The 20,543-nt window shown below is 72.6% G+C and carries 5 protein-coding genes; 1 reads left to right on the top strand and 4 read right to left on the bottom strand.

Annotated features, from left to right (window positions below):
- The first annotated feature begins 92 nt into the window (after positions 1 to 92).
- On the top strand, positions 93 to 701 hold the full coding sequence (locus ACZ7OH_RS06155; protein WP_470279857.1) for a dihydrofolate reductase family protein: 609 nt from the start codon (positions 93 to 95) through the stop codon (positions 699 to 701).
- Positions 702 to 750: 49 nt separating this feature from the next.
- On the opposite strand, the gene ACZ7OH_RS06150 is transcribed toward ACZ7OH_RS06155, so the two are convergent.
- The 4 genes from ACZ7OH_RS06150 to ACZ7OH_RS06135 all read right to left on the bottom strand — a co-directional run bounded on the left by ACZ7OH_RS06150 (position 751) and on the right by ACZ7OH_RS06135 (position 20,533).
- Positions 751 to 960: an MbtH family protein gene (locus ACZ7OH_RS06150; RefSeq protein WP_470279856.1), complete on the bottom strand. Its 210-nt coding sequence runs from the start codon at positions 958 to 960 to the stop codon at positions 751 to 753.
- A gap of 10 nt (positions 961 to 970) precedes the next feature.
- Positions 971 to 1,993 (bottom strand): ABC transporter substrate-binding protein, encoded by a 1,023-nt coding sequence (locus ACZ7OH_RS06145; RefSeq protein WP_470279855.1) that lies wholly within the window; start codon positions 1,991 to 1,993, stop codon positions 971 to 973.
- Positions 1,994 to 2,063: 70 nt separating this feature from the next.
- A complete protein-coding gene (gene panD, locus ACZ7OH_RS06140) occupies positions 2,064 to 2,480 on the bottom strand; it encodes an aspartate 1-decarboxylase (protein ID WP_470279854.1) in 417 nt (138 codons plus the stop codon).
- A 2-nt stretch (positions 2,481 to 2,482) separates the two neighbouring features.
- Positions 2,483 to 20,533, bottom strand: coding sequence for an amino acid adenylation domain-containing protein (locus ACZ7OH_RS06135; protein ID WP_470279853.1), 18,051 nt, complete (start codon positions 20,531 to 20,533; stop codon positions 2,483 to 2,485).
- Between the last annotated feature and the right edge of the window lie 10 nt (positions 20,534 to 20,543).

Genomic DNA, 20,543 nt, shown 5'->3' with positions numbered 1-20,543 from the left:
CGTGAGCGCGCAGCCGGCCTTCCGGGGTCAACCGGATACCGCGGCCGAGTTGGCATTGGACGTCCTGCGTCGAACGCAGCAAGCTGGTGCCCATGACGAAGGTGACCTGCGACCTCACGATCTCGCTCGACGGCTACGCCGCCGGGATCAACCAGACCGAGCAGCGCCCGTTCGGCGAAGACGGCGGTGACGGCTGGGGCGACAAGCTGCACGCCTGGTTCGGCGAAGGCGCCGAGCAGCACCCCGACGAGTTCGCGCGGATGATGACGGCGAAGGCGTTCATCATGGGCCGCAACATGTTCGGCCCGGTGCGCGGCGAATGGGACCGGCAGTGGACGGGCTGGTGGGGCGACAACCCGCCGTACCACGGACCGGTCTTCGTGCTCACCCACCACTCGCGCGCGCCGCAGCCGATGGACGGCGGCACCACCTTCCACTTCGTCACCGAGGGGATCGAAGCGGCGTTCGAACGCGCTCGCGAGGCGGCCGGCGACGGGGACATCTCCATCCACGGCGGCGCGCGGACCGTCAACCAGTACCTCGCCGCCGGGCTGATCGACGAGATCCGGCTGCACGTCGTCCCGCTCATGCTCGGCGCCGGCTCGCGGCTGTTCGACGGCGTCCCGCCCCTGGATCTCGAGCAGGTCGAGGTGCGGGCGGCGAAGGCGGTCACGCACCTGATCTACCGCGTCCGGCACTGAGAACGCCGGGAACCCGCGGGCTCCCGGCGTCGGCAGAACAGAAAGGAACTCAGTCGTCCATGGCCTCGGCCAGGGACTTGGGCCGCATGTCCGTCCAATTCGCTTCCACGTGGTCCAGGCACTCCTGGCGCCCCGCCGGACCGAACGCGACCGTCCAGCCCGCCGGCACCTCCACGAACTCCGGCCACAGGCTGTGCTGGTTCTCCGCGTTCACCAGCACCAGGTAGGTGCCGGACGGGTCTTCGAACGGGTTGGTCATGCGGGCCTCCTCAGGCGGCGATGTCCGTACGGGCGCCGGTGACGACCTCGGTCAGCTTCCGGATGACCGGGGCCGCGAGCACCGGGTTGAACCGGGGTTCGGTCGACCAGTCGGCGAGCTGGCTCGCCTTGACCGCGGGCAGTTGCGCCCACGTCGGGATCGCGGCCAGCTGCTGGCGCGACAGCGCGTACGTGCGGCTGTCGGTCAGGATCAGGTCGGCCGGGTACTTGCCCGCCTGCTCCCAGCTGAGCGTCTCGAAGTAGTCGTCCGAGCCGGCGCCGTTGATGATGTCCAGGCCCAGGTCGCGGTAGTACGCCAGGTCCGCGAAGAACTCCGGCTTGCAGACGTAGAGGTTGTCCTTGTCGCTGGACACCACGAGCACCTTGAGGCCCGGCTTGGCCTTGATCGCGGCCTTGAGGTCGTCGGACGCCTTCCGGAAGTCGTCCTTGCCCTTCTTGATGACGTCGGAGTTCGCGTCGCCGCCGAGGGCCACCGCGAGCTGCTCGTAGCGCTCGATCACCTTCGGCAGCGTGACCTTGTACTCCGACAGCGCGACGATCGGCGCGACCTGCTGGACCTTGGTGCCCACGTCGTCCTTGAGCACCCACAGGTCGGTCGGCTTGGCGCCGGTGAGGCCGGTGATCACCAGGTCCGGCTTGGTGGCCGCGAACTTCTCCATGCTGAAGTCGTCCCAGGCGTTGCCGATCGAGGTGACGGAGCCCAGGTCGATGTTGCCCGCCTGGATCTCCTTGCCGCCGTCGGCCGTCTTCTGCGGGCCGAACACGCCGACCGGGCGGACGCCGTAGTCCCACAGCGCGGCCGCGGAGCTGACGTAGGCCACGACACGCGTCGGACGCTGGTCGCGCGACACCTTCCGGCCGCGGTCGTCGGTGAACTCCCAGGGGCCGGACGAAGCGGCGGGCTTGTCCTCGCCGCTGCCGCACGCGGTGAGGGCGACGGTCGCCGCGAGGCCACCGGCCCCGATCAGGAATCCACGCCGGCTGAGCCCGGCAGCGCCTTGAAACACGGACATGTGAACCTCTCACCAAAGACTTTTAGGATAGGCACACCTTATTTAGGGCAGCCTGGCAAAAGCAACTGTGTCAGCGCCCACCCCGTCCGGAGAGCTGGGCTTCCGCGCCGGGCACCGGCTCGGCCGGGTCGTGTCCCAGGTGGACCTGGCGGTTGTCCGCGTCCACGTGCACCACGCGCGGCCGGTGACCCGCGCGCTCGGCCTCGTCCACCTGCGCGTAGGTGATGATGATGACGAGGTCGCCGGGGTGCACCAGGTGCGCGGCCGCGCCGTTGACGCCGATCACCCCGGTGCCCGGCTCGCCTGTGATGGCGTAGGTCTCCAGGCGGGCGCCGTTGGTGATGTCGACGACCTGGACCCGCTCGCCCTCGACGATGTCCGCGGCGGCCATCAGGTCGGCGTCGATGGTCAGCGAGCCGACGTAGTGCAGGTCGGCCTGCGTGACGGTGGCGCGGTGGATCTTGGCGTTCATCAAGGTGCGGTGCACTTCTACCTCGCGTCTCGGGTCAGCAGCGCGGCCAAGCCGGCCGCCGTGGGGGTGCGGAAGAACTCGGCGATCGGGAGCTCGGTCCCGAGCCGCTCGGTGATCCGGTCGCGCAGGACCACGAGCAGCATCGAATGCCCGCCGAGGGTGAACAGGTCGTCGTCGGCACCGACGGCGCCGACGTCCAGGACCTCGGCGAAGATCTCGCAGAGGGTCTTCTCCAAGGGTGTTTCCGGCGCCCGGCCCCGGGTTTCGAACTCCGGCACCGGCAACGCGGTCTTGTCGAGCTTCCCGTTGGGCGTCACCGGGAACGCGTCGAGCGGGACGATCGCCGCGGGCACCATGTACTCGGGCAGCGAGCGGGCCACGAACTCCCGCAGCCGCGCCGGGTCCGCCGTCGCCGGGGTCGTGTAGGCGACCAGGCGCTTGTCCCGGTCCTCGCGGACGACGACGAGCGCCTGCTCGACGTCGTCGTGGCGGGTCAGGGCCGTCTCGATCTCCCCCGGCTCGATCCGGAAGCCACGGACCTTGACCTGGTCGTCGGTGCGGCCGAGGTACTCGAGCTGCCCGTCCGGCCGCCACCGCACGAGGTCGCCGGTGCGGTACATCCGCTCCCCCGAGGGCCCGAACGGGTCGGCCACGAACCGCTCGGCGGTCAGCGCGGACCGGCCGTGGTAGCCGCGGGCCAGCCCGGCGCCGGCCAGGTACAGCTCGCCCGGCACCCCGGCCGGGACCGGGGTCAGGCCGCCGTCGAGGACGTACGCGCGGGCGTTGTGCACCGGGCGCCCGACCACCGGCCGGTCGGCGTCGGCGAACCGGCCGACCAGAGCGTCCACAGTGGCCTCGGTCGGGCCGTAGAGGTTGTACGCCGCGGTACCCGGCATCGACCGCAGCCGCTCCCACAGCGTCTGGGACACGGCTTCCCCGCCGACGCCGACGACCCCGAGGGCGCATTTCCCGTCTTCGACGACGCCGGCCGCGGCCAGCTGCGCGAAGTGCGACGGCGTCAGCTCGAGGAAGTCGAGGCCGCGCTCGCGCACCACCGCCGCCAGCCGGTCGGGGTCGCGGCGGGTGTCGTCGTCGACGACGTGCACCTCGTGCCCGTCGAGCAGCCACAGCTGCGGCTGCCAGGACGCGTCGAAGAAGAACGCCCACGCGTGCCCGACCCGCAGCCGGCGGCCGCCCGCCGCGGCGACCGCCAGGCGGTAGAGCGTCTCCCGGTGGCTGTGGAACAGGTTCGCCAGCCCGGAATGCGGGATCACCACACCCTTGGGCTTGCCCGTCGACCCGGACGTGTAGAGCACGTACGCCGGGTTCGCGGGCGACGGCAGGGTCAAAGCCGCGTCACTGTCCACAATGTCCTCGACGAACAGCGCTCCGGGAACCCGCGAAGCCAGCGAACGGCTGGTGAGCACCAGCGTCGCCCCGACGTCGGCGAGGATCGCCGAGATCCGGTCGGCCGGCTGGTCCGGGTCCACCGGCAGGTACGCCGCACCCGTCTTGAACACGCCGAAGATCGCCTCGACGACCCGCGCCGAGCGCGGCAGGACCAGCGCCACGACCCGCTCCGGACCCGCTCCCCGCGAGGTCAGCCACCGGGCCAGGCGGTCGGTCTTCGCCGCGAATTCGGCGAACGTCACGCTGCTGGAAGCGTCGCTCAGCGCCGTCGCGCCGGGTGTCGCGGCCACCTGAGCGGCCAGCCGGTCGACGACCGTCGGCGCCGACGTCGTCAGCGGCTCGCCCGCACCCCAGTCGCGCAGGATCCGGTGCCGCTCGGCGGGTTCGAGGACGTCGATCCGGCTCAGCGGCCGGTCCGGGTCCGCGACGACGGCCGTCATCAGCCGGACCAGGCGCTCGGTGAGCGTCCGGGCGGTCGGCTCGTCGAACAGGTCGAGGCTGAACTCGAGGTCGCCCTCGATGCCGCCGGGCGTTTCCACGAGGTCGAACGACAGGTCGAACTTCGCCTGCCGCAGCCCGGTGTCGCGGTAGGCCGCGTCGAGGCCGAGCAGCCGGTCCGGCTCCGAGCCCGAGTGGTAGACGGCGAGCATGACCTGGAACAGCGGGTGCCGCGCCAGGGACCGGGCCGGGTTGAGCAGCTCGACGAGGTGCTCGAACGGCAGGTCCTGGTGGGCGTACGCGGCCAGGTCGGCCTCCCGGACGCGGTCCAGGAGCTCGCGGAACGTCGGGTCGCCGCCGGTGTCGGTGCGCAGGACGAGCGTGTTGACGAAGAACCCGGCCAGGTCCTCCAGCGCGTGGTCCGTCCGGCCCGCGACGGGCGTGCCGAGCGGGATGTCGGTGCCCGCGCCGAGCCGGGTCAGCAGCGCCGCGAGGGCGGCCTGCAGCACCATGAACGTGCTGGTGTCGCTGCCGTGAGCCAACGCGCGAAGTCCATTGTGGACGTCTGCGGGCACGGTGAACGGCACGGCGGCGCCGCGGTTCGTGGAGCGTGCCGGGCGGGGCCGGTCCGCGGGGAGCGCCAGCTCGTCCGGGATGCCGGCGAGGGTGTCCCGCCAGAACGCGGCCTGCCGCCCGAGGATGCTGTCCGGGTCGTCGGCCCGGCCGAACATCTCGCGCTGCCAGAGCGTGTAGTCCGCGTACTGCACCGGCAACGGCGTCCACTGTGGACGCTCGCCGCGCAGCCGGGCGGCGTACGCGGTGTCGAGGTCCCGCTTCAGCGGTGGCAACGACCAGCCGTCACCGGCGATGTGGTGCACCAGCAGGACGAATACGTGTCGCTCCGGCCCGGCCGACACGAGCGTCGCGCGGATCGGGATTTCGGCGTCCAGGGTGAAGCAGTACGACGCCGCCGCCGTGACGCTCTCGTCGAGGTCGGCCGACGTCTCCGTGACCAGCACCGGCCGCGCGCGGGCGTCACCCGCGTCCAGGACGACCTGCCGCGGTGTGCCGTGATCCTCGGCGAGAATCGTGCGCAGGACCTCGTGCCGCGCGACGACGTCCCCCAAAGCCGCCCGCAGTGCCTCGGCGTCGACCGGTCCGGTCAGCTCCCACGCCCACGGGATGTTGTAGGTCGCGCTCAAACCGTCGAGGCGGTCGAGGAACCACAGGCGCTGCTGGGCGAACGACAGCGGCAGCACTTCGGGTCGCTCGACCGGCACGAGCGCCGGACGGCTTTCCCGGCCCGGGTCGAGGAGCTCGGCGAGCCGGGCCGGTGTCGGCGCGTCGAACACCGCCCGGATCGGGACCTCGACGCCGAGCAGCGCGCGGATCCGGCTGACCAGCCGCGTCGCGAGCAGCGAATGGCCGCCGAGAGTGAAGAAGCCCTCGTCCGGGCCGACCTGCGGCACGCCGAGGACGTCGGCGAAGAGGTCGCACAGCGCCTGCTCGGCCGGCGTTCGCGCGACGCGGCCCGAGGTCCGGATCTCCGGGTCGGGCAGCGCGGCGCGGTCGAGCTTGCCGTTGGCGTTCACCGGCAGTTCCGGCAGGGCGACGATCGCCGAGGGCACCAGGTGGTCCGGCAGTCGTCCGGCGAGCCGCGCCCGCAGTGCGGCCGGGTCCCCGGACGGCGCGACGTAGGCGATCAAGGCGCCGGAACGGGCGATGACGACCGCGCGGGCGACCGAGGCGTCGGCCGTCAACGCGGCTTCGACTTCGCCCGGCTCGACGCGGAAGCCGCGGATCTTGATCTGCTGGTCGGCGCGGCCGAGGAACTCGAGGGCACTGTCGGAGCGGCGGCGGACGAGGTCGCCGGTGCGGTACATCCGCTCCCCCGCCTCGAACGGCGACGCGACGAATCTCTCTGCGGTGAACGCCGGACGGCCGAGGTAGCCCCTGGCGAGCCCGGCACCGGCCAGGTACAGCTCGCCGCGGACGCCCGGCGGCACCGGCCGCAACGCGGCGTCGAGGACGTACGCGCGGGTGTTCGCGACGGGCCGGCCGATGGCGACCGGCCCGCACTCCTGCGCGAGGCTGTCGCCGGCGACCTCCGAGCAGCCGTACAGGTTGACGAGTTTCGCCGCCGGCCACCGCCGCCGCACCTTTTCCGCGAGGGCGGTCGAAAGCGGCTCACCACTGGTGATCCACGTCGTGACGGCGTCGAACGCGTCATCCGGACCGTCCTCGACGAAGCTCTCCAGGAGGCTCGGCACCACGGTCAGCACCTGGGCGCCGGACGTGCGGACGAGTTCGGCGAGCGCGTGCGGGTCGGTCGCGGTGGCGTCGTCGGCGAGGACGACCGGGTCGCCCGCGACGAGCCCGCCGAGCAGCTCGGTCGAGCCGTCGATGAAGGTCAGCGCGCTCTTCGCCACGCGCACGCCCTCGGCGAGGCCGCGCCCCCAGTGCAGCCGGTTGGCCAGCGCCCGCTGGGTGCCGGCGACCGCCTTCGGGCGTCCGGTCGAGCCGGACGTGAAGATCACGTACGCCGGGTGGTCCGGGCTGATCGACGGCCACGCCGGTTCGGGTCCGGTGTCGCCGGGCCGGACCAGCCGATCGCCGAAGCCATCCTCCGCGATGACCAGGTGCGGGCCGGCGTCGGTGAGCATCAGCTCGACGCGTTCGGCCGGGTGGTTCAGGTCGAGGGGCAGGTACGCGGCGCCGGTCTTGAGCACCGCCAGCAGCGCGACGACCAGGTCGGCCGAGCGCGGCAGCGCGACCGCCACCACCCGCTCCGGTCCGGCACCGCGCACGAGCAGGGCGCGGGCGAGCGTCGTCGCGCGGGCGTCCAGTTCGGCGTAGGTCAAGCGCTCGTCGCCGAACACCAGCGCGGTTGCGTCCGGGATCCGGGTCACCTGGGCGGCGCACAGCTCGGCGGCCGTCTCCGCGGGCAGCGGCGTCGCGGGGTCGGCGGCGAGCCGCTCGTGCTCGGCGGCGGTCAGCAGGTCGACCGCGCCGATGCGGGTGTCCGGGTCGGCGACGACGGCCCGCAGCAGCATCCGGAGCCGGTCGAGGATGGCTTCGACGCTCGTGCGGTCGAAGACGTCGCTGTTGTACTCCGCGGTACCGCGGATGCCGGTCTGGTTGCCCGGTCGCTCCCCGACGAAGAACGTCAGGTCGGCGCGGGCGGTGCCGGTGCGGACCGGTTCCTCCGCGACGGTCAGGCCGGGCAGCGCGAGGTCGGCGACGGCGTTGTTCTGCCAGGCCAGCATCGTCTGGAACAGCGGGTGGTAGGACAGCGACCGCGCCGGGTTGAGCGCTTCGACCAGGCGCTCGAACGGGACGTCCTGGTGGGCGTAGGCGTCGAGGCTGCGGTCGCGCACGCGGGCGACGAGGTCGCGGAACGTCGGGTCGCCGCCGGTGTCCACGCGCAGGACCAGGGTGTTGACGAAGAACCCGACGAGGTCGTCAAGGGCCTGGTCGGTGCGGCCGGCGATGGACGTGCCGAGCGGGATGTCGGTGCCCGCGCCGAGCCGGGTGAGCACGGCGGTGAGGCCGGCGTGCACGACCATGAACACGCTGGCCCCGCAGGCGCGGGCCAGCTCGACGAGTCCACTGTGGAGGCCGGCGTCCCAGCCGAACGCAAACTGTTCGCCCCGGTAGGACGCTTCGGCCGGGTGCGGCCGGTCGGTGGGCAGCTCGATCCGTTCCGGTAGGCCGTCGAGCGTTTCCCGCCAGTAGGCCAGCTGCGGCTCGATCACCGGCTCGCCGAGGACGTCCCGCTGCCACAGCGTGTAGTCCGCGTACTGCACCGGCAACGGCGTCCACTGTGGAGCTTCTCCGGCCTGCCGTGCGGTGTAGGCCGTCGCGAGGTCGCGCCACAAGGGCGCGGTTGACCAGCCGTCCGAGGCGATGTGGTGGAACACCAGCACGAGGACGTGCTCCTGCGCATCGAGCCGCAGCAGCTCGGCCCGCAGCGGGATCTCGGATTCCAGCCGGAACACCGTGTGGGCCACTTCGGACACGGCATCGGCGAGCGTCGCCTCGGTGACCGTGCGGGTCGGCAAGGGGATCGTGACTCCGTCGAGGATCTGCTGCCGGGCTTCGCCGTCGATTTCCGGGAAGACCGTGCGCAGGGCTTCGTGGCGTTCGACCACATCGGACAGCGCGAGCGTCAGCGCGCAGACGTCGAGGTCGCCGCTCAGCCGGACCGCCGTCGGCATGTTGTACGTCGCCGACGGGCCTTCCAGGCGGTGCAGGAACCACAGCCGCTGCTGGGCGAACGACAGCGGCAGCACGGCCGGTCGTGGCTCGACGCGGTCCAGCGCGGGCCGGGCGGCCGAGGAGTCCGAAGTGGACAGCAGCGCGGCGAGCCCGGCGACCGTCGGTGTCTCGAAGACCGAGCGCACTTGAAGCTCGACGCCGAACACCGCGCGCACCCGCGCGACCAGGCGCGTCGCCATGAGCGAATGGCCGCCCAGTGCGAAGAAGTCGTCGTCGACGCCGATCGACGCGGTGTCGAGGACTTCGGCGAACAGTCCGCAGAGGACTTCCTCGACCGGGGTGCGCGGTGCGCGACCGGCGGTGACGGCCTGCTGGTCCGGGCTCGGCAGCGCGCGTCGGTCGAGCTTGCCCGAGGCGAGCAGCGGCAGCCGGTCCAGCACGACGAACGCCGACGGCACCATGTACTGCGGGAGCCGGTCGCGGACGTGGGCGCGCAGCGCCGAGACCAAGGCGCTGGTGTCCCGCTGGCCCGCCGGGTGGTTGCCCAGCGTCTCCAGCGCGGCCCGAACCGGCTTGGCCCGGTAGATCCGCGTCGGCTCGCCGGTGGTGAACACGACTTCGTGGAAGCCTTGCTGCGCCGGGGCCGCGTAACAGCCGCGCTCTTGCAGCTTCTCGATGTCCACACCGGACGGCTCGGCCGCCAACGCGGACAGTGCGGCGTCGGCGTCGCCCTCGGCGAGCGCGGCGACGGCGGCCAGCTCACCGGACAGCCGCGCGTCCGGTACACCGGTGACCCGGAGGCGGGCCGGGCGCTCGGCGAGCAGCAGCTCCAGCTCGTCGAGCGACGTGAACGGGACGACGGTTTCCTCGACCGCGGCCGGCTTCGGCGCCTTCCGCAGGACGACGTCGTACCTGTGCCGGGTCAGCTCGTTGTGCGCGTGACCGCGCTTCATCCGGAGGTCCACGTCGTCGAAGCCGGCCAGCTCACGGGCCAGCACCGCGAAGAAGTCCGGGTCCAGCAGCAGCTCGCCCTCGCGGGCGATCGCCTGGTCGACGGCGGCCGTGGTCCGGCGGCCGTGGCGCAGCTCGGTCGCCGTCCGGAACGCGCGCAACGAGCGCAGGTTCCGGATGTCGCCCAGGAAGATCACCCCGCCCGGGGCGACCCGCGTGGCGGCCGTGCGGATGACCTCGGCGAGGTAGCCGACGCTGGGGAAGTACTGCGCGACCGAGTTGATGATCACCGTGTCGAACGGCTCGTCCGGCAGCTCGCCCAGGTCGTGCGCCGGGCGGGCCGCGAGGTGGACTTTGCCCGCGAACGACGTCGACGCGAGTTCACGCCGCAGGTTGTCGATCGCCTTCTCCGACAGGTCGACGCCCCAGTACTCCTCGGCGTCCGGCGCGATCCGGGACAGGATGAGCCCCGAGCCGACGCCGATCTCGAGGACCCGCCTCGGCCGCAGCGACCGGATGCGGTCGATCGTCGCCGCGTGCCACTCCCGCATTTCTTCGAGAGGGATCTCGGAGCCGTCGTAGCTGGAGTTCCAGCCGGTGAAGTTCTCCTCCAGCCCGCCGGACGCCGCCTCGGTGAACACGTTCTCGTGCAGCTCACGCCATTCGCCGACGTGGTCCAGCTCCGCTTCCTCGTCGCGGCCGGCGGCCGGGACGGCGTAGGCGATGAGCCGCCCGTCCTGGGCGATCACCACGGACTGGCCGATGGCCGGGTGCTCGGCGATGACGGTCTCGATCTCGCCCGGCTCGATGCGGTAACCGCGGATCTTGACCTGGTCGTCCGCGCGGCCCAGGAAGACCAGCCGCCCGTCCGGCAGCCACTTCACCAGGTCACCCGTGCGGTAAAGCCGGCCGCCGGTGCCGAACGGGTCCGCGACGAACCGTTCCGACGTCAGCGCGGGCCGGCCGAGGTAGCCGCGCGCCAGGCCGGACCCGGCCAGGTACAGCTCCCCCACCACGCCGGGCGGGACCGGCCGCAGCCCGGCGTCGAACACGTACGCCCGGGTGCCGGGGTCCGGGATGCCGATCGGCACGACGGTCGCGTCCGCCAGTTCGACGGGGTCGCTCTCGCCGAGCGTCGAGTTGGTGGTCGCCTCGGTCGGGCCGTAGGCGTTGAACATCCGCCGTCCCGGCGCCCACCTTTTGACCAGTTCCGGCGACACGCGCTCGGTGCCGGCCAGCAGGACGCTGTCGCGCGGGAGGTCGCAGTCCGCGGGCATGGCGTCGAGCAGCGCGGGCGGCAGGATCATGAAGTCCACGGCGTGCTGGTGCGCGTACTCGGTCAGCGCGGGCCCGGCGACGCGCCGCTCGGCCGGGACGACGACCAGGCGGCCGCCGGACAGCAGACCGAGGCAGAGGTCCCAGAAGGCGACGTCGAAGCTCGGCGACGCGAACTGCAGCACCCGGCTGTGCGGGCCGATCCCGAACCGCTCGACCTGGGTGGCCACGAGCTTGGCGACGCCCGAGTGCTGGAGGACGACGCCCTTCGGCCGCCCGGACGAGCCGGACGTGTAGATCACGTAGGCGGCGTTCTCCGCCTTCACCACGACGTCGGGGTCCACTGTGGACGTCGTGGCGAGCGCCGGGTCGTCCAGGAGCACGCGCGGGACGTCCCCGGGCAGCTTGGCGGCGATCTCCCGCGTCGTCACGACGCAGACCGGGCGCGCGTCCTCGACCATGTAGGCGATCCGGTCGCCGGGGTAGTCGACGTCGACCGGCAGGTAGGCGGCACCGGCCTTGAGCACGGCCAGTTCCGCGATGATCATTTCGAGCGACCGCGGGACGGCCAGCGCGACCACGCGTTCCGGCCCGGCACCGCGGGCGAGGAGCAGGTGCGCGAGCCGGTTCGCGCGGGCGTTCACCTCGGCGTAGGTCAGCTCGACGTCCTCGAAGACGAGCGCCACGGCGTCCGGCGCTTCGGCCACACGGCGCGCGAACAGGCCCGGGAACGTCTCGGTGCCCGCCGGTTCCAGCGAACCGGCCCACTCCGTCAGGATCAGGTCGCGCTCGTCCCCGGCCAGAAGATCCAGGGCACCGACCGGGCGGTCGGGCTCGGCCAGCGCCGCGCGCAGCAGCACTTCGAGGCGGCGCAGGATCGCGTTCGCGCCCGCGTGGTCGAAGACGTCGGCGTTGAACTCCAGCACGCCGGCGATCCCGGCCTCGCGTTCGGTGAGCGAGATCGACAGGTCGAACTTCGACGTCCCGGTCGTCACCGGGATCTCGGTGACGGTCAGGCCGGGCAGGGTGGCCTCGGCACGCGCGTTGTTCTGGCCCGCGATCATCACCTGGAACAGCGGGTGGTAGGACAGCGAGCGCGCCGGGTTGAGCACCTCGACCAGGCGCTCGAACGGGACGTCCTGGTGGGCGTAGGCATCGAGGTTCCGCTCGCGGACGCGGACCACCAGGTCGCGGAAGGTCGGCTCGCCGCCGGTGTCGACGCGCAGGACGAGGGTGTTGACGAAGAACCCGACGAGGTCGTCGAGCGCGGAGTCGGTCCGGCCGGCGATGGGTGAGCCGATCGGGACGTCGGTGCCCGCGCCCAGCCGGGTGAGCAGGGCGGCCAGCGCCGCGTGCACGACCATGAACACGCTCGCGCCGGATTCGCGGGCCAGCTCGGTCAGGCGGGTGTGGAGGTCCGCGTCCCAGGTGAAGGTGTGCAGTTCACCGCGGAAGGTCGCGGTCGCCGGATGCGGCCGGTCCAGGGGCAGCTCGATGCGGTCGGGCAGGCCGTCGAGGGTGTCGCGCCAGTAGTCCAGCTGTGTGCCGAGGACGCTGTCCGGGTCGTCCTCGCTGCCGAGCAGATCCTGTTGCCACAGCGTGTAGTCCGCGTACTGCACCGGCAGTGGCGTCCACTGTGGAGTCTCGCCGGCGCGACGCGCGGTGTAGGCCGTGGCGATGTCGCGCCACAGCGGGGCCATCGACCAACCATCGGACGCGATGTGGTGGAACACCAGGGCCAGGACGTGCTCGCGCTCGTCCAATCGCAGCAGCTCCACGCGCATCGGCGCCTCACGCTCGAGGTCGAACGAACCGCGGACGAGCCGGGTCAGTTCGGCGTCGAGGTCGGTGACGTCCCGCACCGGCAGATCGACCTCGCCGGGCGGCAGGATGTCCTGGTGCGGGACGCCGTCGTGCTGCGGAAAACGCGTCCGCAGGGCCTCGTGCCGGGCGACCACATCGGACAGTGCCCTGCGCAGCGCCTCGACGTCGACCTCGCCTTCCAGGCGCATGATCAGCGGAACGTTGTAGGTGGCCGACGGGCCTTCGAGGTGGTGCAGGAACCACAGCCGCTGCTGTGCACCCGAGAGCGGCACCAGCGCCGGCCGCTCCACCGGGACGAGCGGCGGACGCGCGGTGGCGGTTCCCGCGCTGACCAGCGCGGCCAGGCCGGCGGGGGTCGGCGTCTCGAAGACCGAGCGGACTTCCAGCTCGGCGTTCAGCGTCGTGCGGATGCGGGCGATCAGCCGGGTGGCCAGCAGCGAGTGGCCGCCGAGGGCGAAGAAGCTGTCGTCCGGGCCCACCCGCGGCAGGCCGAGGACGTCGGCGAACAGCTCGCACAGCTGCCGTTCGGCCGGGGTGCGCGGCTCGCGGTCCGAGGTCGGGGCGACGGGGTCGGGTGAGGGCAAGGCGCGGCGGTCGAGCTTGCCGTTGGCGGTCACCGGGAGCGCGTCGAGGACGACGATCGCCGAGGGCACCATGTGCTCGGGCAGCCGGTCGGCCGCGAGGGTCCGCAGGTCCGCGGTGAGCGTGCTGATCCGGCGGAAGCGGCCGGGGTTGCCGGTGTAGGACAGCAGCGGGCCGGTGCCCGGCCGGAAAGCGCCGGCGGGGTCGCCGGTGGTGAACAGGACGTCGACCGAGCCGTCGCCGTCTGCCGACCAGGTGACGACCGTGCGGTAACCGTGCGCGTCACCGAACTCGTAAAAGTCTTCGGGGTCCACCCCGCCCGGTACGGTACGGCCGTTCGGAACGCGTTCGATCCGGCTCGGGCCGGCGACCTCGTCCACAGTGGACAGATTCGTGCCCCACACGAGGACGGGGACCTCGCTCGCCGCGGCCGGGCCGGGGCGCAGGACCACGTCGTAGCGGTACTGGGTCAGCTCGTTGACCGCCCGGCCGCGCTTGACCCGGATGTCCGCGGTGACGTCGTGGAGTCCGGCGAAGAACTCGGGCGCGACGAGGAGCTCCTTCTCGTGCAGGAGCCGCTGCTCGACGTCGCCCCCGCGCGCTTCGGCCACCGCAGTGTGGAAGGCGCGGACCTGGCGGAGGTCGCGGACGTCGCCGACGAACAGCGACCCACCCGGAGCGAGCAGCTCGAGGGCCCCGCGCAAGACCTCCAGCAAGTACGTCCCACTCGGGAAGTACTGGACGACGGAGTTGAGCACGATGGTGTCGAAGAACCCGGACGGCAGGCCGGACAGGTCCGCGGCGTCGCCGGCGCGCAGTTCGACGCGATCGGCGAGCGCGGGGTCGGCCTCGACCCGGCGGCCCAGCGACGCGATGACCTCGGCGGAGAAGTCCGTGCCCCAGTACGTCTCGCACCGCGGGGCCAGCTCGGTCAGCAGCAAGCCGGTGCCGACGCCGATCTCCAGCACGCGGCGCGGGTCGAGGTCGCGGATGCGCGTAACGATCGCGTCCCGCCACTCCCGCATCTCGGCCCGCGGGATCGGTTCGCCGGTGTAGCTGGAGTTCCAGCCCTCGAACTCGTCGTCGGTGGCCGCGTACATCGAGTCGTACAGCTCACGCCACTCGCCGACCTGCTCGGTCTCCTCGTCGGACGTGCTCGCCGTGTCGGCGGGCACGACGTACCCGACCAGGCGGACGTCGCCCGGCCGGTCCTCGCGGGCGACGACCACCGCGTGCGCGACGTCGTCGTGCGTGGCGAGGGTGGCCGCGATCTCGCCGGGCTCGACGCGGAAGCCGCGGATCTTGATCTGCTCGTCGCCGCGGCCGAGGAACTCGAGAACGCCGTCGGGGCCGAAGCGGGCCACGTCGCCGGTCCGGTACATCCGGGAGCCCGGCGCGCCGAACGGGTCGGCGACGAACCGCTCGGCGCTGAGCCCGGGCCGCCCGAGGTAGCCGCGGGCGAGCTGGACGCCGGCGAGGTACAGCTCCCCCGCGGTGCCCGGCGGCACCGGGCGCAACGCGGCGTCGAGGACGTAGGTCCGGGTGTTCCACACCGGACGTCCGATCGGGACGGTCGTGTCCTCGGTGGACGTTCGCCAGGACGTGACGTCGACCGAAGCTTCCGTTGGGCCGTAGAGGTTGTGCAGCTCGGCGTCGAGGACCTGGCCGAACTGGGTGACGGCGTCGAGCGGCAGGGCTTCGCCGCTGCACAGCACCCGGCGCAGGCTGGTGCACTCCCCCGCCGCGGGTTCCGGCAGGAACACCTGGAGCATCGACGGGACGAAGTGGACGGTCGTGATCCCGCGCTCGCGGATCAGCCGGGCGAGATAAGCGGGATCCTTGTGACCGTCGGGGCGGGCCAGGACCTCGGTCGCGCCGGTGACGAGTGGCCAGAGGAACTCCCACACGGAGACGTCGAAGCTCGACGGCGTCTTCTGCAGGACCCGGTCGTCGCCGGTCAGGCCGTATTCGGCCTGCATCCACAGCAGCCGGTTGACGATGCCCTCGTGCGGCACGACGACACCCTTGGGGCGGCCCGTCGACCCGGACGTGTAGATGACGTACGCCGGGTTCTCCGGGCGAAGGATGACGTCGAGTGGCGCAGCCGAAACGCCCGCGAGGGTCTCCGGGTCGTCCAAGAGGAGCGCACCCGCGACGGCCGTCTCCGCGGTCGCCAGGACCAGGGCGGGCTGCGCGTCTTCGAGCATGAACGCGATGCGCTCGGCCGGGTAGCCCGGGTCGAGCGGCAGGTAGGCCGCGCCCGTCTTGAGCACCGCGAGGATGGCCGTGACCAGGTACGTCGACCGCGGCAGCGCCAGCGCGACGACGCGCTCGGGCCCGGCGCCCCGCTCGGCGAGCACGCGAGCGAGGCGGTTCGAGACGGCGTCCAGCTCGGCGTAGGTCAGCTCTTCGTCCTCGAAGACGAGGGCGGTGGCGTCCGGCGTCCGCGCGACCTGGGCGGCGAACAGCTCCGGCACAGCCACCGCCGGGACGTATTCGACCGGGCCCGACCAGGTCGTTTCGAGGCCGTCACGCTCGGCCGGGGTGAGCACGTCGAGGCTGCCCAGGCGGCGGTCCGGGGCGGAGACGACCTGGCGCAGCAGGACTTCGAGGCGGCCGAGCAGGCCGGTCACGGTGGCGTGGTCGAAGACCTCGGCGTTGAACTCGGCCTGCCCGTGGATGCCGTCGGCCCGCTCGGTGAAGGAGAACCAGAGGTCGAACTTGGCCGTGCCGGTGCCGACGGGCCGCTCGGTGACGGTCAGCCCGGGCAGCTCGACGCCGGCGCCGGGCGTGTTCTGCCAGGCCAGCATGGTCTGGAACAGCGGGTGGTGCGCGAGCGACCGCACCGGGTTCAGGGCCTCGACCAGCCGCTCGAAGGGGACGTCCTGGTGGGCGTAGGCGTCGAGGCTGCGCTCGCGAACCCGCGCCACGAGGTCGCGGAACGACGGGTCGCCGCCGGTGTCGACGCGCAGGACGAGGGTGTTGACGAAGAACCCGACGAGGTCGTCGAGGGCGGGGTCGGTCCGGCCGGCGATCGGGGTGCCGATCGGGATGTCGGTGCCGCCGCCGAGCCGCGACAGCAGCGCCGTCAGGCCGGCGTGCACGACCATGAACGGGCTCGCGCCGCACGCGCGGGCGAGCTCGGTCAGGCCGGCCTGCAGACCGGTGTCCCAGGTGAAGGTGAAGAACTCGCCGCGGTAGGCGGACACCGCCGGGTGCGGCCGGTCGAGCGGGAGCGGGATGCGTTCGGGCAGGCCGTCGAGGGCCTCGCGCCAGTAGTCGAGCTGCGTGGTCTCTTCGGACTCGAGGAGTTCCCGTTGCCAGAGCGTGTAGTCCGCGTACTGCACCGGCAGCGGCGTCCATTGTGGAGCTTCGCCGCGGAGCCGGGCGCGGTAAGCCGTGGCGATGTCCCGCCAGAGCGGGGTGAGCGACCAGCCGTCGGCGGCGATGTGGTGCAGGACGAGGACCAGCACGTGCCGCCGTTCGCCGACGGTCAGCAGCGCGGCCCGCACGGGGACGCCGGCGCCGAGGTCGAACGCGCCGCGGACGAGGTCGTCCACTTCGGACTCCGCGCCCTCGCGGACGGTCAGCTCGACCGTGGCCTCGGCCAGGATCTTCTGGTACGGCACGCCGTCGGCGGTCGGGAACACCGTCCGCAGGGCCTCGTGCCGGCGGACGACGTCGTGCAGTGCCGCCCGCAGCGCCTCGACGTCGAGCTCGCCGGTCAGCCGCATGACGAGCGGGACGTTGTAGGTCGCCGAGCCGCCTTCGAGGCCGTGCAGGAACCAGAGCCGTTGCTGCGCGAACGACAGCGGCAGCCGCTCGGGCCGGTCGGCGGCGCGGGTGAGCGGGCGCCGCTCGGTGCCGGTCACCGCGCCGGCGAGGAGGCCGGCGAGCGCGGCCGGGGTCGGCGCGTCGAACACCGCCCGCACCGGCACCTCGGCGCCGACGGCCGCGCGGATGCGCTGGATCAGCCGAGTGGCGAGCAGCGAGTGTCCGCCGAGGGCGAAGAAGTCGTCGTCCGGGGCCGCCTGCGGCACGCCGAGGACGTCGGCGAACAGCTCGCACAGCAGCTGTTCGACGGGGTTGCGCGGCGCGCGGCCCGGTCCGGCCTCGAACCGCTCGGGGCTGGGCAGGGCCTTGCGGTCGAGCTTGCCGGAAGCCAGGACGGGCAGCTTGTCCAGCACGACGAACGCCGACGGCACCATGTACAGCGGCAGCCGGTCCCGCACGTGCGCGCGCAGCGACGCCACCAGCGCGCCGGTGTCCCGCCGCGCCGCCGGGCTGTTGGCGTACGACGCCGGGGGCCCGGATGGCCGTCCGGGGCGGTAAGCCGGGCCGTCCTCCCCCCTCGAGAAGACGGCCTCCAGCACACCACCCTCGGCCGCCCAGGTCACCGCCACCCGGTAGCCGGCGCGGTCGCCGAGCCGGTGCAGGTCCTCCGGGTCGACGCCGTCGCGCCGCTCGAGCGCCGCGCGAGCAGCGGCCGGATCGCCGATGTCGAGGGCGCGCGCCGCCGCCAGTTCACCGGACAGCCGGGCGTCCGGGATGCCGGTCACCCGCAGCCGGCTCGGCGTCTCGGTGGCCAGGAACCGTTCCACCGCACCGAGATCACCGAACGCGACGACCTGCTCGCCGGCCGGTTCCGTCTTCGGCGCCTTCCGCAGGACGACGTCGTAGCGGTGCCGCGTCAGCTCGTTGTGGGCCTGACCGCGCTTCACCCACAGGTCGACGTCGTCGAAGCCGTCGAGGTCCCGCGCGAGCGCCGGGAAGAAGTCCGGGTCGAGCACCAGCTCGCCCTCGCGCGCGATCGCCTGGTCGACCGCGGCGACGTCGGCGCGGCCGTGGCGCAGCTCGACGGCGGTGCGGAAAGCGCGCAGCGACCGGAGGTTGCGGATGTCGCCGAGGAAGACCGTGCCGCCCGGCGCCAGCAGGCCGGCCGCGGTCCGGACGACCTCGGTGAGGTAGCCGGCGCTCGGGAAGTACTGCGCGACCGAGTTGATGATCACCGTGTCGAACGGCTCGTCCGGCAGCTCGCCCAGGTCGTGCGCCGGGCGGGCGGCGAGGTGCACCCTGTCGGCGAACGGCGTCGCGGCGACCTCGCGCCGGACGTTCACGATCGCGCTCTCGGAAAGGTCGACACCCCAGTACGTTTCGGCGTCCGGCGCGATCCGCGAGAGGATGAGCCCGCTGCCGACGCCGATCTCCAGGACCCGCGTCGGCCGCAGCGACCGGATGCGGTCGATCGTTGCCGCGTGCCACTCCCGCATCTCGTCGAGCGGGATGTCGGAGCCGTCGTAGCTGGAGTTCCAGCCCGCGAAGTTCTCCTCGATGCCGGTGGAGCCGGCGAGCATCTCCTCGTGGACGGCGTGCCACTCCTCGACGTGGCCCTGCTCGGCCGCCTGGTCGCGGTCGGGCAGCGGCACGGCGTAGGCGACGAGCCGGCCGTCCTGGGCAACGACGACCGACTGGCCGACGCGCGGGTGCTCGGCGAGCACCGACTCGATCTCGCCCAGCTCGATGCGGTAGCCGCGGATCTTGACCTGGTCGTCCGCGCGACCGAGGAACACCAGCCGCCCGTCCGGCAGCCACTTCACCAGGTCACCGGTGCGGTAGAGCCGGCCACCGTCACCGAAGGGGTCCGCGACGAACCGTTCCGACGTCAGCCCCGGCCGCCCGAGATACCCGCGGGCCAGACCGGAACCGGCCAGGTACAGCTCGCCGACGACGCCGACCGGGACCGGCGCGAGCGACGCGTCGAGGACGTACGCGCGGGTGCCCGGGTCCGGCACGCCGATCGGCACGGCCGAGCCGGGCGCGATCTCCGGGTCGCACAACCCGAGCGTCGAGTTGGTCGTGGCCTCGGTCGGGCCGTAGGCGTTGAACATCCGCCGTCCCGGCGCCCACCTTTTGACCAGTTCCGGCGACACGCGCTCGGTGCCGGCCAGCAGGACGCTGTCGCGCGGGAGGTCGCAGTCGTCGGGGAACTCGGCGAGCAGCGCGGGCGGCAGGATCATGAAGTCGACGCCGTGGGCGTGGGCGTAGCCGGCGAGTTCGGGGCCGGGCACGCGCCGCTCGGCGGGCACGACCACCAGGCGCCCACCGGAAAGCAGGCCGAGGCAGAGATCCCAGAACGCGACGTCGAAGCTCGGCGACGCGAACTGCAGCACCCGGCTGTGCGGGCCGACTCCGAACCGCTGTGACTGCGTCGCGACGAGCTTCGCGACACCCGCGTGGGACACCACGACACCCTTGGGCCGCCCGGTCGAGCCGGAGGTGTAGATGACGTAGGCCGCGTTCGCCGGGACGATCGCCGCTGGTGGCCCGGTGTCCGGCGCCGACGCGAGGTCCAGCTCGTCGAGGAGGACCGGACGCTCGAAGTGCTCCGCCAGGTCACCGGTGGTCAGCACGCACACCGGACGGGCGTCGGCGACCATGAACGCGATGCGCTCGGCCGGGTAGTCCGGGTCGAGCGGCAGGTAGGCCGCACCGGCCTTGAGCACGGCCAGCTCGGCCACGATCATCTCGACCGAGCGCGGCACGGCCAGTGCGACGACCCGTTCCGGCCCGGCGCCGCGGCCGATGAGGACGTGGGCGAGCCGGTTCGCGCGCGCGTCCAGCTCGGCGTAGGTCAGTTCCTCGTCCTCGAAGACGAGCGCCACGGCGTCGGGAGCTTCCTGGACGCGGGCGGCGAACAGCTCGGGCAGCGTCGCCAACAGCGTGTCGAGGTCGGTGTCGTTCCACTCCTCGATGAGCTGACGGAGTTCCGGCGCGCTCATCAGGTCCAGCCGGTCGACCGGCCACTGTGGACGCTGCCGCGCGTCGGCCAGGAGGTTCGCCAGGTGGCCCAGCATGCGGTCCACAGTGGACTCGTCGAGGACGTCGGCGCGGTAGTCGGCGACGAGTTCGCCGTCGCCGACGCTCAGGTTCAGGTCGAGCGGGAGGTCCGTCCCGGCACCGAAGCCGACGCTCACGAGCACCGATCCCCCACGACCGGGCTCCGGCTTCAGCTCGGCGACCAGCTCGCCGAAGGGGACTTCGTGCGCCAGTGCCTCTTCGCGCGCGTCACGCACGCGCGTGACGACGTCGGCGAATCCGGGAGAGCCGCCGAGGTCGACCCGCAACGGGATCAGCGAGCCGATGCCGAGGACGACGTCGGCGGTGCCCGCGTACCGGGACAGCAGTACGGCGAACCCGGCCAAGAGCGTCAGCTCGTCGGCGTCCGGCCGGGGCCGGGCCAGCCGGGCGCGGACGGGCTCCGCGGCGTACGGGCGGTCGACCGGCAGCGCGAGCTCCTTCGGCGCCGAGGCGAGGCGGTCACGCCAGAAATCCAGCTCCGCCACCTGCTGCACAGCGTCACCGTTGCTCACCGGTAGACCA

The sequence above is a fragment of the Amycolatopsis sp. NPDC114478 genome (assembly GCF_055633805.1).
This window is presented reverse-complemented; position numbering and strand designations above follow the sequence as displayed.

Coding starts and splice junctions, on each gene's coding strand:
- ACZ7OH_RS06145 (WP_470279855.1), bottom strand. CDS start 1,993: ATGTCCGTGTTTCAAGGCGCTGCCGGGCTCAGCCGGCGTGGATTCCTG.
- ACZ7OH_RS06155 (WP_470279857.1), top strand. CDS start 93: ATGACGAAGGTGACCTGCGACCTCACGATCTCGCTCGACGGCTACGCC.
- ACZ7OH_RS06150 (WP_470279856.1), bottom strand. CDS start 960: ATGACCAACCCGTTCGAAGACCCGTCCGGCACCTACCTGGTGCTGGTG.